Annotated in this window: 14 protein-coding genes; 8 read left to right on the top strand and 6 right to left on the bottom strand. The window is 58.7% G+C overall.

Annotated features, from left to right (window positions below; translation table 11 throughout):
- Positions 1–163: 163 nt before the first annotated feature.
- A complete protein-coding gene (locus V7756_RS16930) occupies positions 164–2,161 on the bottom strand; it encodes a methyl-accepting chemotaxis protein (RefSeq protein ID WP_335611372.1) in 1,998 nt (665 codons plus the stop codon).
- A 170-nt stretch (positions 2,162–2,331) separates the two neighbouring features.
- The gene (locus tag V7756_RS16925; RefSeq protein WP_335611371.1) at positions 2,332–2,970 is read right to left on the bottom strand and encodes an FMN-binding negative transcriptional regulator; all 639 of its coding nucleotides are present in this window, start codon (positions 2,968–2,970) and stop codon (positions 2,332–2,334) included.
- A 311-nt stretch (positions 2,971–3,281) separates the two neighbouring features.
- Here V7756_RS16925 and V7756_RS16920 point away from each other — a divergent pair, with 311 nt between their 5' ends.
- The 3 genes from V7756_RS16920 to V7756_RS16910 all read left to right on the top strand — a co-directional run bounded on the left by V7756_RS16920 (position 3,282) and on the right by V7756_RS16910 (position 5,595).
- Positions 3,282–3,860: a TIGR00730 family Rossman fold protein gene (locus V7756_RS16920; protein WP_335611370.1), complete on the top strand. Its 579-nt coding sequence runs from the start codon at positions 3,282–3,284 to the stop codon at positions 3,858–3,860.
- Between the two features lie 258 nt (positions 3,861–4,118).
- The gene (locus tag V7756_RS16915; RefSeq protein ID WP_335611369.1) at positions 4,119–4,961 is read left to right on the top strand and encodes an AraC family transcriptional regulator; all 843 of its coding nucleotides are present in this window, start codon (positions 4,119–4,121) and stop codon (positions 4,959–4,961) included.
- 46 nt (positions 4,962–5,007) lie between these two features.
- On the top strand, positions 5,008–5,595 hold the full coding sequence (locus V7756_RS16910) for a LysE family translocator (protein ID WP_335611368.1): 588 nt from the start codon (positions 5,008–5,010) through the stop codon (positions 5,593–5,595).
- Positions 5,596–5,610: 15 nt separating this feature from the next.
- Here the strand turns inward: V7756_RS16910 and V7756_RS16905 are convergent, their stop codons facing one another.
- Positions 5,611–5,892 carry an ORF6N domain-containing protein gene (locus V7756_RS16905; protein WP_335611367.1) on the bottom strand — a complete coding sequence of 94 codons (282 nt, stop codon included), beginning with the start codon at positions 5,890–5,892 and terminating at the stop codon, positions 5,611–5,613.
- A 124-nt stretch (positions 5,893–6,016) separates the two neighbouring features.
- Between V7756_RS16905 and V7756_RS16900 the strand changes: the two genes are divergently transcribed.
- A complete protein-coding gene (locus tag V7756_RS16900) occupies positions 6,017–6,238 on the top strand; it encodes a hypothetical protein (RefSeq protein ID WP_335611366.1) in 222 nt (73 codons plus the stop codon).
- An 8-nt stretch (positions 6,239–6,246) separates the two neighbouring features.
- Here the strand turns inward: V7756_RS16900 and V7756_RS16895 are convergent, their stop codons facing one another.
- Both V7756_RS16895 and algB read right to left on the bottom strand, forming a co-directional pair.
- On the bottom strand, positions 6,247–8,022 hold the full coding sequence (locus V7756_RS16895; protein ID WP_335611365.1) for an ATP-binding protein: 1,776 nt from the start codon (positions 8,020–8,022) through the stop codon (positions 6,247–6,249).
- Positions 8,019–9,362 (bottom strand): sigma-54-dependent response regulator transcription factor AlgB, encoded by a 1,344-nt coding sequence (gene algB / locus V7756_RS16890; RefSeq protein WP_335611364.1) that lies wholly within the window; start codon positions 9,360–9,362, stop codon positions 8,019–8,021. The genes V7756_RS16895 and algB overlap by 4 nt, the downstream gene beginning before the upstream one ends.
- Positions 9,363–9,604: 242 nt before the next feature.
- On the opposite strand from algB, the gene V7756_RS16885 reads away from it, so the two are divergent.
- From V7756_RS16885 to V7756_RS16870, 4 genes are all read left to right on the top strand, one after another.
- Entirely contained in the window at positions 9,605–10,045 is a 441-nt protein-coding gene (locus tag V7756_RS16885) for a BON domain-containing protein (protein WP_335611363.1), read from the top strand.
- Between the two features lie 51 nt (positions 10,046–10,096).
- Positions 10,097–10,378 (top strand): DUF1328 domain-containing protein, encoded by a 282-nt coding sequence (locus V7756_RS16880; RefSeq protein WP_335611362.1) that lies wholly within the window; start codon positions 10,097–10,099, stop codon positions 10,376–10,378.
- 160 nt (positions 10,379–10,538) lie between these two features.
- Entirely contained in the window at positions 10,539–10,955 is a 417-nt protein-coding gene (locus V7756_RS16875) for a GNAT family N-acetyltransferase (RefSeq protein WP_335611361.1), read from the top strand.
- Between the two features lie 270 nt (positions 10,956–11,225).
- A complete protein-coding gene (locus V7756_RS16870; protein WP_335611360.1) occupies positions 11,226–11,942 on the top strand; it encodes a TorF family putative porin in 717 nt (238 codons plus the stop codon).
- A 162-nt stretch (positions 11,943–12,104) separates the two neighbouring features.
- On the opposite strand, the gene dcd is transcribed toward V7756_RS16870, so the two are convergent.
- Entirely contained in the window at positions 12,105–12,671 is a 567-nt protein-coding gene (gene dcd, locus V7756_RS16865; protein WP_335611359.1) for a dCTP deaminase, read from the bottom strand.
- Positions 12,672–12,737: the final 66 nt, after the last annotated feature.

Here is a 12,737-nt window from a genome sequence, read left to right as displayed (position 1 = left end):
TCCAAGACACGCGCCGGTGATGCCTGAGTATTAGGCGATAGAAGCTGTGATGCAAATTACATTTTCGTTTCTTTTTGATACTTAATTATCGACCGACCAAGCTGCCGACCGTTCAGCATTTTTTGTAACCCGCCTACGGCAGGCGTGCATCTCTGTCATCTGTCTAGACGCGAAACCCCTGTGCCAGCGCTTGCAACTCGCTAGCCAGTTCGGCCTGGCTGACAGTGACCAGAGATATCTCGCGTGAGCCGCTGAGCGTCTGCAGTGAGGTATCACGCACCGACGACATGCTGCGCGAAATATCCCGCGTAACCGCAACCTGCTCTTCGGCCGCAGTGGCTATCTGGCTGGCCATACTGGAGATTCGGTCCACATCCTGCAGGATATCGGCAAGGGTTCCTTCAAGCTTTTCGGCCTCGTCGGCACTGGTAGTGGCCAGCTTGTGGCTCTGGGTAACTGCAACCTTGACGCTGTCGGCAATGTCGCGAAAACCGCTGATCATATTCTCGATTTCGACGGTGGAATCATGGGTCTGGCGCGCCAGGTTGCGCACTTCATCGGCCACCACGGCAAAACCACGGCCATGCTCGCCCGCCCTCGCCGCTTCGATGGCAGCATTCAGCGCCAGCAGATTGGTTTGATCGGCCACCGTCTTGATGACGTCTATCACGCGGGTAATAGACTCGCTGCTGTGTTGCAGGCGCTCCATCTGGCCATTCACCTGCTCGATGGCGCTGGCCAGATGGCGGATGCGCGCGACGCTTTGCTCCACCACGGCACGCCCCGCCTGATTCTTGCCGGAGGCATCGGCAGCCGCGTCCGCCACTTGCTGGGTATTGCGCGAGATTTCTTCGGAGGTGCTGGACATCTCCTCTGCCGCAGCGGCTACCTGCTCTACCAGCAATTGCTGCTGGCCCACCTGGTCGGAGTTCTGACTGGCGGTGGCGCGGGTCTGCTCGGAGGCCGACGCCAGGCGTACACTGGTCTGATCGATCTGGCTGAGGGCACCGGAGAAGGTCTCGATAAGGCCATTGAGCGCGCTGCCGATCAGCCCCACCTCGTCACGTGAGCAGATCTTGGTGCGGATCGACAGGTCCTTCTTGTCCATGATCTGGCGAAAGTCGCCCAGCAGCTGATTGACCTGTCCGGTAACCCCAAGAATGATTAACATCGCCAGCAACAACACTGCCACCACCACCACGGTGCCAATGATCGCTGCCCGCTGCAGCTCATTGCGCGCGCGGTTCAACACGTAATCAGTCCGCTCGGCCATTTCGGCAGCAACCTTCTGCTTCAGGTGATATACGCCATTGATGGCGTTGGAGGCGCTGTCAAACCACTCGATATTGGCCATGCCCAGAAAGCCGTACTCCGAGCCGATCAGTTTGTTGCGCAGCGCGCTGAAAGCCAGGGACTCCGGTTGCTCTTGCAGGTCTTGTACCTGCGCCTGCATGGAATCTCCCAACAGGCTCGCCGCCGTTTGCAACAGTGTTTGCTTACGCGCGCCAGCCGAGCTGACCTCAGCCACCAGAGCCAGGGAAACATTGCCTTCGCTGAGCACAGAAGCACCCCGGGCCATCTCCTCGGCAGCCCATTCGGTGGCCTCAGTGAGCGCGTAAAAGGCGCCCATCAAGCGGGTCAGCTGCGGCTCTTCGGTTCGGTGCAAGATCTCCGGGCTCAGCGCAGTCAATTGGGTTACGGCCTGACTGTAGGCTGCGTTAGCGGCTTCGGCGGGGATATCTTCGTTCATGACGCGCTCACGCAGCGGTGCCAGCTCGGTCAAGGCAGCGCTGGCACGCGACAGCTGCGGCGCTATTACCGCGCGTATATCCCCCTCCAGGCTCCCCAGCGCTTCGCTGAAGGTTAGCAGGCTGGCCTCCGTCAGTGCGCGCTGGGCTTCCAGCCGCTCGACCACGCGGCCGTCGGCACCGCTAGAGGCAATGAACAGTGCCGTCAGGCCGCGCTCCTTCTGTAGATTCTCGACCAGCGGGTCTGCCTTCAAAACCAGCTTGAACAAATCACGCGCAGCTTGTGTCGCCTCCAGGTTGGCGTAGCGCGCGCTGACTGTGGTGATGGAGAAATACAGCGTGCCCAACAGGGCCGGGAGAATGAGCAGCAGCAATTTGCCGCGCATCGAGATGTTTCGAAGCAGGGAGAGCATATTTTCGCGCCTTGAAGTAAAACCTGACCGTCTGGACAGACTTGCTTCAAGACTCCAGCAAAAACAGTGCCATCATCTTGCCACCCGCAATACCGACCGCTGCGTGCAAAGCCCCGCACCAGAGCTGTGCGCGGCGTAAATCGATGACCTTAAATGCAGCCACCAAGCACCTATTCGGGTTGCTCGGCTGCTCGCATCAGCTGTGCGAGCCGCTGCTGCCCGCGCTCGTCCAGCCCCGCCGCAGCGCCCTCGATGTCGCCCGGAGCTTTGTTCTGGCTCAACTTGAACTTGCCTACGAGGCGTTCTATTTCTATTTCAACGCCGACAATAGCGGTAAGCATCTGACTGATGTAATCGGCGCTGGAGTCAGTCATCTTCCAGGGACGAGGCTGCTCAGTGCGGACTTCGTGCGCGCGGGTCAGGCGGGCGACGAGCCCACGCACAAAGCGCTCATCGTCTCGCAATACCAGGCGACCATGCGCGTGTACTACCTGATAGTTCCAGGTCGGCACCTGCCGGTGGGTCTCATGCTTGCTGGGATACCAATTGGGTGAAATATAACCCTGCTCGCCCTGAAAGATCACCAGCACCGGCATCCCGTCGGTGCACTGCTGCAACAACGGATTGGCGCGTGCAACATGGCCCTGCAGTACGCCGTGCTCGCCCCGCTCTGCCAGCAGCTCGAAGGGAATATGGTTGGCGTCCAACCCCTCGATTCCCTGAGTCACCAGCGCTCCCAGCGGGTGCGCCTTGATCAGAGCATGCAATTGTTCGGGGCGATCTTCGGCAAAGTGCTCAGGCAGGTACAAGGCGAGGCTCCGCAGTGGTTGTAACGTGAAAATAACATGAAAGCGCGCTACTGGCGCTGGAAGCTGGAAGCTGGAAGCTGGAAGCTGAAAGCTGAAAGCTGAAAGCTGGGATGAGCGTGCGGCCTACTGCGGGCCAGCCAAGCGGTTTTTGTTCAGGTGCGCGCGCTCTGGCAGAGCTTGGCGGCTGAGAAAGCGCTGTTGATCAGAAAGAAGGCAAGCATGGCGAACTTGGTCTTTTTTGGTTAATGTCCCCCGCTGCGATCGCTCGTGAGCGAGCCGTCCTCTTGCCCTTTCCAACTCAAGGAGCACCTGTGCGAATTTGTGTATTCTGCGGTTCAAGCGCCGGCAACCAACCCCAATATCTGCAAGCAGCTGTTGAGCTGGGTACCGCTCTGGCCGATGCCGGCATCGGATTGGTGTACGGCGGCGCGCAAGTTGGCCTGATGGGCGCCGTAGCGGACGCAGCGCTGGCCGCCGGTGGCGAGGTAATTGGCGTTATCCCCCGCCATCTGGTGGAGCGTGAGTTGGCGCATGACGGTTTGACGCAGTTGATCGAAGTTTCCTCCATGCATGAACGCAAAGCGCGCATGGCGGATCTGGCCGACGGCTTCATCGCGCTGCCCGGTGGCGTCGGCACCTTTGAAGAGCTGTTTGAGGTTTGGACCTGGGGCCAACTGGGTCATCATCAAAAGCCGTGCGCGTTATACAACGCCGCGGGCTACTACGACAAACTCATCGCCTTCCTCGATCACGCACTGGCCGAGGGTTTCATGAAGCAGCCCTACCGCGACATGTTGATAGTTGCAGCAGATATCCCCAGCCTGCTGCACCAGGTACACAGCTACCAAGCACCCAAAGTAGCAAAATGGGTCAAGGCCGACGAGCGCTGAACAGCAAGCGGTTCAGCCTGTCCAGAGATAAGCCGCGAAAGATCATCTCCATCTTGTGATGATGATCTTCATCCGGCAAACGGACAATAAACGCCAGGGTGGGTCGTGGGTCGTGGGTCGTGGCTTGCGGCTTGCGGCTTGCGGCTTGCGGCTTGCGGCTTGCGGCTCCCAGCTTCCTGCACAAATCTTCCAGACTGCCGCCACGGGCGCGCTATGATGCTTTCATCCACCCACTGACCGGCTCGGCAAAACCAGCGCATGAACGCCCGCAACTGGATTGATCTCAGACAGGACGCCGACACCGGCATCGAGACCATTCGCGCACACTTTGAGGGGCATGCCTATGATCCGCACTGGCACGACAGTTATCTGGTGGGCTTTACCGAACAGGGCGTGCAGCGCTTTCGTTGCGGGCGCCAGCGCTATGACAGTGTGCCCGGCAAGGTAATTCTGCTGGAGCCCGGCGAGATTCACGACGGCGAAGCGCCCACGCCCGACGGCTTTACCTACTCCATGCTTTACCTCGACCCGCAGTGGCTGGAACGTGAGTTGCGCGCCTTGTTTGCCGATGCACCGCAAGACTGCCTACCCAGCATGAGCATGACAGTCGGCCCCTCCCCCGAGCTGATCTTTGCCATCGCCAGCACCTTTCAAACCTTGCATCAGCAAGAGCTGCGCATCGTTCGGCAAACCGCGATCGACTATCTGCTTACCCAATTATCTGGCCAGATGCAGTGGCGCCAACGCAGCCAGGCAGACCCACGCATGCCACAGGTAGCGCTGCGCGCACGCGATTATCTGCATGCGCATATGGAGCAGGATTTGAGCCTGACCGACCTGGCGGCGGTGACCGGGGTGGACCGCTTTCGTCTGAGCCGCGCTTTCAAGGCGACCTTTGGACTGGCGCCGCACGCCTATCTGGTGCAATTACGGCTGGCTCGGGCGCGGCGACGGCTGGCTGCCGGTGAAACGCCTGCGCAGGTTGCCGCCAGCCTGGGATTTGCTGATCAGAGTCATCTTGGTCGCTGGTTCAGGCGCGCCTACGGCCTGACACCGGCAGGGTATCGCAACCGCTGCACACCTCTTCCAGACCAGAGCTGACGCCCAGCGCACACTGACCTCCGACATTACTTTCGGGAGTTCCAGCGTGACACCATTACTGCCCTTCCTGCTGTTCGCCTTTGTAGCCTCTATTACCCCCGGCCCGACCAACCTGCTGGCCATGAGCAACAGCGCACGATTCGGCCTGCGCGCCAGCGTGCCCATCATACTCGGCGGTTGTCTGGCCTCTGCTGCACTGGTACTGGCCGTCGGTTTGGGCATGGGCACTACCCTGCTGGCCATACCGCGCCTCGCGCAGGTGCTCGGCTACGTCGGCGCGCTCTGGCTGAGCTACCTGGGCTGGCAAATAGCACGATCGCCGGTAGAGTTAGTTGCCAAGCCGGCTGGCGAGCGACCAATCAGCGGCTGGACCGTCGCCTCATTGCAACTGATCAACCCCAAGCCCTGGACTGTTGCTCTGGCGGTGGTCAGCGTATTCATGGCCAGCGCCGGAGCACCTGCCTGGCTGCTGGCATTGCTGTTTCTGCTGATGGCCGTGCCCTGCATGCTGCTGTGGGCGTGGCTGGGAATGCAGGCCGGGCGCTGGCTGCGCTCACCCACAGGGCTGCGCCGCTTCAATCGATTGATGGGCCTGTTGTTGGCAGCCTCGGGATGGCTGGGATTCCTGGCTTGAGGCGGCAATTGTCCGTTAGCTGGCGGCTTGCTGGAGGCGCGCGCAGCCGCTGCGCGTGAGCAGTACCAGGTGCACCGTCGTGGCGTAGATCTGCCCAGCGGTTTTTAGCGCATCGATCAACTCTTTATGCTCATCTGCTGGCAGATGAAAAAAGTGTTCACCCTCGCGCAGTTCGCCCAGTACCCGCTTGAAAGCGCGAAAACTGGTGCCTTTGGGCACCGCACTGAGCTCATCCAGTTGACGCAGGCTTAGGGTTTCAATCCCCTGATAAACAATGGGTTTCACTGCGTTTGCCATATCAAGGTGCCTGCTGGAGAGTTGGAACGGCGGGGAGCTTGCTGCAATTTTTACTGACTTGCTAGGGCCTGCGCGCGCCGCACAGTATACTTGCCGACCTTTTCAATACCCAGCCGAGCTCGCCATGAATGACCAACCCAGCAAAAATGCCCCAATAGCACCAACGGAGGCGGCGTCCGAGCCTTCAAAAGCGTTGCCGGGGCTGGGCTCGCTGTTCTCGGCAGCGGCCAGCGCCCACGCGCGCGCTGGGGCGGCGCCCAGCAAGGGCAAGGCCGGCGGAGACCGCCACGAGAAGAAGATCGGCATGGCGCCGCGCAACACGCGGCGCTCCATGGGTAAGCGCTAGGGCCTGAGCTATAACGGCAGCGACATGTAGAACTGGGCGCCATGGCCCAGTTTCGACTGCAAGCCAATGTGCCCGCCATGCAATTGAACCACCTCCTTGCAGAGCGCCAGTCCCAGGCCGGCACCACCCTTTTTGCTACCGATTTGCACAAAGGGTTCGAACACCCGGCCCTGCTGACTGAAAGGAATACCTTCGCCGTTGTCTTCTACGCTGAGCATGATGCGCTCGCCTTGGCGCCGCGCCTGCAAACGCACCTCGCCATCGCGTTTGCTGTGCCGCAGCGCATTGCCCAGCAGGTTGTCCAATACCCGCTCAATCTGTAACCGGTCGAGCCGCGCAGACGGTATCTCGCCATGAATATCTACCGCGAGAGTGATATTGGCGCCACGCGCCTGTTCGGCGAAACGTGCCGCTGCCTGTTCAAGCAGCTCGCGGGGGTCGCAGGGCTCAAGCTTCAGCTTCTGCAAACCGTTCTGGTAGCGCGAGAAGTCCAGCAGATCGTTGATCAGATCAACCAGCCTACGCATCTCTTCATCCACCACCAGCAACAGGTCGGCCTCACGGCTTTCAGCTGCGAACTGGAGACGTTCCTGCAATAGGGAGAAAGCCATGTGCATCCCCGTCACCGGGGTGCGCAGCTCGTGCGAAGCCCGTAACACGAACTCCCGCCGCACACGTTCGAAAGCGCGCTGATCGGTTACGTCGCGCAGCACCATAACCGCGCCCTGAACCCAGGTGTCGGTGCGCAGCACGGGGGTGAGACTGTAATCGAGTAGCCGCGTTTCACCGGCAACCGTGACCGCCAAATCCTCCTGTTCGCTGCTGTGCGGATTGCCGGCCAGCACATCGCGCACCTGCTCATCCAGCTCGGGACGGCCCATGGCTGCGCCCAGCGTCTGGCCCAGCTCGCGCGCGTCCCAGTCCAACTGACGCCGGGCAACGGGGTTGAAGTGTTCAACTTCACCATCCTGATCCAGGATCAGCAGACCATCATCGATACTGTCGAGCACAGCCTGCAGACGACGCTGCTCGCTCTTGATAGCTTCCACGTCACTGTTCTTGAATTCGCGAAGGGCTTCAGCCATGGCGCCGAAACGGCGACTCAAGGCGGAGATTTCCAGTACCGGTGAAATCGGCAACATAACATTGAAATCGCCGGTGCTGACCTGGTCGGCAGCCTCGGCCAGACCCTCGATCGGCTGCGCAAACCGGCGCGCTATGCTGTTGGCGGTCAGCAGTCCCAGCAACAACACCGACAGGCCAATCAGACCCAGCAGCCCGGCGATCAGCCAGGCGCGCTGATGCGCGGCCGCTTCGGCCTGCTCGGCTTTGGCCACATAGCGGTTCTGGATGTCATTCAGGGCATCACGCATGGCAGAGACGCGCGTGCTGAAGGCGTCATTGGAGAGCAGTTCACGGCGCAGCGCCGCTGGCCGACGCAAGATCCCGTCATAGGCCGCATAGCTTTCATCAATTGCCTGCATTGCCGTGCGGTCTGCCTCATCCACGGCATGCGCCTTGCCTATGCCTAGCCACTGCTTGAAGCGTGTATCAGAGGCGTTGATCTTTTCGCGGTCCAGCTCCTCTTCCAGCAGCATGGTGACCTGGCTGCCGATTTCCTGCCGCATCGCCAAGGTGGCCTTGATGATGTTGAGGTTGCTGCTCATCGAGAGCTTTTGCGACTGGGTCAGGCTCAGGACACCAAACATGCCCACAACCAGCCCAACCAGCGCCACCGTGATAAGCGCGCTGCTGCTGAGAAACAGCTGCGTGCGTAACTTCATAAGCCAAGCTGCTTGCGCTTGCGATAGAGGGTAGACGCGTCAATGCCCAAGGTCTTGGCCGCTTGATCCAGCGTCGAACAGGATGCCAGCACGGCCGCGATATGGGCCTTCTCCAGCTCTTCGAGACTCAGCTCCGAGCCAACTCTTGGCGCGCTGTTACTTTCTGTGGCCGTCAATCCAAGATGGGACACCTGCACCAGCTCCTCATTGCAGATAATGCTGGCCCGTTCAATCACATTGCGTAATTCGCGAATATTACCGGGCCAGTTGTATGCCAGCAGGGCGTCGCGAGCGGCAGTGCTGAAGCCGGTTGCGGGGCGGGCATAATCCTTGACAAAGTTGGCAAGAAATCGTTCAGCCAAAGCCATGATATCGTCGTGGCGTTCACGCAGCGGCGGCAGCGTCAGAGTAATCACATTGAGGCGGTAAAGCAGATCTTCCCGAAACCGACCGTCCTTGACCATCTCCCCCAGATCGAGGTTGGTCGCCGCCAGAATGCGCACGTCGGCGCGGCGCGTAACCGGGTCACCCACACGCTCGTATTCCTTGTCTTGAATAAATCGCAGCAATTTTGGCTGCAGCGTGAGAGGGAAATCACCTATCTCGTCAAGAAACAGCGTTCCGCCATCAGCCTGATTGACCCGCCCCAGGGTGTTCTCACTCGCACCGGTGAAGGCACCCTTGCTGTGTCCGAAAAGCTCGCTTTCCATCAGCTCGGCAGTCAGCGAAGGGCAGTTGATGGTGACGCAGGACTTCTTTGCGCGCTGACTCCAGCCATGAATCAAACGGGCCAGCTCGCCCTTGCCGGTGCCGGATTCTCCCAGAATCAGAATATTGGCATCTGTCACCGCTACCTGTCGGGCGGTTTCGAGTACCGTCATCATCTCCGGGCTCTGCGACTCGACGCGGGCCAGGGGTTTGCTTACTTCGTCTTCCAGCGCTTCAAGGCGCGCGGCCATCTGGCGCATTTCCAGTTGCTTGACCGCAGCCATGCGCAATTGGTCCGGGCTGCAGGGTTTCACCAGATAATCGGCAGCGCCCGATTGCATCGCATCTACTGCGGTATCCACCGCTGAATGCGCGGTCACGATCACCACGCGCATCCAGGGAGCGATGACGCGCATCTTTGCCATCACGTCCAGGCCGTTATCTTCGCCCAAGCGCAAATCCAGAAAACAGAGATCAAAAACCTGGCTGTGCAATACCGTTTCGGCCTGGGCCGCACTGGCAGCGGTTGCGATGTAATAGCCCTCATCTTCAAGACAATAGCGAAAGGTTCTGAGGATTGCCGGCTCGTCATCGACCAGCAAAATTCGCCCCTTGGTTTGCGCTGCTTCCATCTTTTCGTCTGCTCCACGCCTGTTGTGAGATACCGCTCTGCGTAAATCATGCAAATTGCATGGTGAAGATATTGCAATCTTGCAACTTGCATTCCGCACTCTGCCACAAAAAACATCTAAACAATTGTTTTTAAACGATTTTTATTTATAAAAATAACTGGCACAGCTGTTGCTCTCAATACTATGAAACGTCAGGAGCCAGTTCGGCGGCCTGACCAGGACACAGACCGGAGATTGACACTATGCACAGCACCAATCGCACTGCTCTGCTTGCATTCTCGCTTAGCTTAGCCAGCTTGATGCCGCTGGTCACCCATGCAGACAGCTCCGACCAGAGCCAGCCCATGCCGACAGAGCAACGCCAGGATCAAGGTCAACCTTTCGACGACGATCGTGTGCTGACCGCCACTCTGCAGTCACGTTTGCAGTGGGATGGTAACACGGACGGGATAAGCATCCGCGTCAACGCAGAGAACGGCTTCGTGACTCTCAGAGGCACTGTATTGCACGAGAACGATAAGCGTGTAGCCATTGCCACCGCCCGCAACACTCCCGGCGTTCGCGCCCTGGATGCCAGCGAATTGCGCGTCGGACGCGCCTCTGCCGCTTCCATCGATATGGGCGAGCCTCAATGGGCAACCACGGACGCAGTCCAGAATCGCGCGCCAACCCTGCGGCTCTGACCCTCTCCATCTCTGTTTGTTATTATTATCGGATTACGGACGTAAAAAAATATGAACATGGAGCAAAAGCCGGCGATCTACTTTCATATTAAGGAAGCCACCTTGCCGGGTGCAATTGAATGTATGAGCGGGCAGTCTGGTAACCCCGCCCACTATCGGAGGTCTCCCTTGCTTAATTGGGCCATCGCATTTTTCATCATGACGGTCGCCGCTGCGGTATTCACCTTTGGCGGCTTTGGTGCCACCGCTGCAACGCTGGGCAAAATGTTCTTTGGCGTCTGTCTGACGTTATTCTTATGCACCTTGTGGATGAGCAAGCGTCGACGCATCTGAAGCCCTGCCCCACTGCCGCGCTGAATGACCAGACTACCTTTGCTGCGCAGAGCCAACGGCGGATGCGCAGCAAAGGCAGAGCGAAGGATCGATTAGGGAAACATAGTGGTCAGGCATAGCCTGTGCGAAAATCGCGGTATTCGTATAGCGACCACGCACCATGCCTATTGAGATTATTCAATTACCCCTCGCATCCTATCCGTTGGTGAACCGGTTTTACCGGGAACATCAGCGTGGCGCCAAGGCCAAAGGTCATCATTGGGTATGGGTAGCACAGGACGGCGCACAGATCGTTGCTGCTCTCTGCCTGCAACCGATTGCGCAAGGTTACTGGTTGACCAGTCTGGTGGTGGCTCCGAACTACCGTGGTCACGGCCACGCGAGCACCCTTCTCAAGAAAGCCAGAGAGCAGGTACAAGAGTCACAACGCCCCGTTTGGCTATTCTGCGCACCGGAACTGACGTCCCTGTATTCAGGCAACGGCTTTGCCCCCACCGATCTGCTTCCGGAGCCACTAGCTGATCGCCTGCAGCGTTACCAACGTCACAAACGCCTGGTCGCCTTGGTGGCCGACTAACAGTTCAGGCGCCTGCTGCTTAACCATTCTTTTTTCCGCAGCGATGGCGCGTAGCTATGCGCCATCGTCTTGCCACCCTTTGCGCCATCGCTGATTTTTCCCGCACCGCAAAAGTGCACCGCGCCTCAAACCGCCAACCCCAAGGCCGGCTAACATTGTCACAAAAACGACATAACTAAATGAAAAAAAAGAGAATTTAAAAGCTGGCAAGCTTAATGCTAAGTGAGTCGTGCCAACGCATTTAATCAAAACCATTTGGGGAAACACGCGATGATGAAGAAACTTGCAGTTGCCGTTGCTACCGCCAGCACGCTGTCTTTTGCCACCATGACTCACGCAGAAGCGTTCGACACTGCCCTTGGCGAGTTTGATACCAGCATGACTGCCACCCTGGCTACCCAATACATCTGGCGCGGTCAGTCACAGACTGATGGCGCTGGCGCCGTTCAGGGCAGTCTGGATATCGCCCATGAAAGTGGCCTGTATATCGGCGCCTGGGCATCCAATGTGGATTCAGAAGACTTCGGCGGCTCCAGCGTAGAGTTCGACTACTATGCCGGCTACGGCGGCGCCATCACCGATGACATCGGCTATGACCTGCAATGGGCTACCTATACCTATCCCGGTAACAGCTCGATCGACGTGCAGGAGGCCCTCGCCAGCTTGAGCCTCTATGGCTTCGTGCTGGGCGCCAAATATGCCTACGATCCCGGTAGCGCACTCTACACCTACATCGATTATGGCTTCGACCTGCCATGGGACATGGGTTTGGGGCTGCACTACGGCCTGACCGATACCAAGGACCCGCTTGATGGTGTCAGCGGCGACGAAAAATACGGTGACTGGGCTGTCAGTATCGGCAAGACCGTGCTCGGCCTGGACCTCGCGCTGATGTACAGCGATACCGACCTGGATGACGACTGCCCCTATACCAGCTCCGATTCCTGTGACTCCAACTTTACCTTCTCCGTGTCCAAGACACTCTGAACACTGCGCTCGCCTTCATTCGCGGGCGGCATCCGCTTAAGTAGTTGTATTACCCGGTCTCGCGCGTCTTGTTCCACGGCAAGCCGCGCGAGACCATTTTTTTGCAAGCCAATAAAAAACCCGACGCCAGGGCATCGGGTTCTGAACAAGCCGGCGCAAGCTTCAGGCTCGTGGCAAGGTAACGCCCCGCTGCCCCTGATACTTGCCGCCGCGGTCGCGATAAGACACTTCGCACGACTCATCGGATTCAAAGAACAGCATCTGTGCTACACCCTCGTTGGCATAGATCTTCGCCGGCAAGGTGGTGGTGTTGGAAAACTCCAGGGTAACGTGACCTTCCCACTCGGGCTCAAGCGGCGTGACATTGACGATAATGCCGCAACGCGCGTAAGTACTCTTGCCCAGGCAGATGGTCAACACATCACGCGGGATACGAAAGTATTCCACGGTCCGGGCCAACGCAAAGGAGTTGGGGGGAATGATGCAGACGTCGCCTTTCACATCAACAAAGCTCTTCTCATCAAAGTGCTTGGGATCAACAGTGGCCGAATGGATGTTGGTGAACACCTTGAATTCATCGGCGCAGCGCACATCGTAGCCGTAACTGGACACACCGTAGGAAATGACCCGGTCGCCCTCGGAGCCCCGTACCTGGCGCTCGACAAAGGGCTCGATCATCCCGTGCTCCTGGGACATTCTGCGGATCCAACGGTCGGCTTTGATGCTCATGGTGTGTCCTGAACTGGTCGAAAAAGAGCCTGCATGTTACCGGGTTATGAGGGCTGACAAAAGTCC

Source organism: Halopseudomonas sp. (genome assembly GCF_036961105.1).
Lineage (GTDB): Bacteria > Pseudomonadota > Gammaproteobacteria > Pseudomonadales > Pseudomonadaceae > Halopseudomonas.
The sequence above is the reverse complement of the archived record's forward strand: the minus strand, read 5'-3'. Positions and strand labels throughout refer to the sequence as shown.

Excerpts from the sequence above, each read along its gene's own strand:
- V7756_RS16930 (WP_335611372.1), bottom strand. The coding sequence starts at position 2,161 with ATGCTCTCCCTGCTTCGAAACATCTCGATGCGCGGCAAATTGCTGCTG.
- V7756_RS16915 (WP_335611369.1), top strand. The coding sequence starts at position 4,119 with ATGAACGCCCGCAACTGGATTGATCTCAGACAGGACGCCGACACCGGC.
- V7756_RS16905 (WP_335611367.1), bottom strand. The coding sequence starts at position 5,892 with ATGGCAAACGCAGTGAAACCCATTGTTTATCAGGGGATTGAAACCCTA.
- V7756_RS16900 (WP_335611366.1), top strand. The coding sequence starts at position 6,017 with ATGAATGACCAACCCAGCAAAAATGCCCCAATAGCACCAACGGAGGCG.
- V7756_RS16895 (WP_335611365.1), bottom strand. The coding sequence starts at position 8,022 with ATGAAGTTACGCACGCAGCTGTTTCTCAGCAGCAGCGCGCTTATCACG.
- algB (WP_335611364.1), bottom strand. The coding sequence starts at position 9,362 with ATGGAAGCAGCGCAAACCAAGGGGCGAATTTTGCTGGTCGATGACGAG.
- V7756_RS16885 (WP_335611363.1), top strand. The coding sequence starts at position 9,605 with ATGCACAGCACCAATCGCACTGCTCTGCTTGCATTCTCGCTTAGCTTA.
- V7756_RS16880 (WP_335611362.1), top strand. The coding sequence starts at position 10,097 with ATGAACATGGAGCAAAAGCCGGCGATCTACTTTCATATTAAGGAAGCC.
- V7756_RS16875 (WP_335611361.1), top strand. The coding sequence starts at position 10,539 with ATGCCTATTGAGATTATTCAATTACCCCTCGCATCCTATCCGTTGGTG.
- V7756_RS16870 (WP_335611360.1), top strand. The coding sequence starts at position 11,226 with ATGATGAAGAAACTTGCAGTTGCCGTTGCTACCGCCAGCACGCTGTCT.
- dcd (WP_335611359.1), bottom strand. The coding sequence starts at position 12,671 with ATGAGCATCAAAGCCGACCGTTGGATCCGCAGAATGTCCCAGGAGCAC.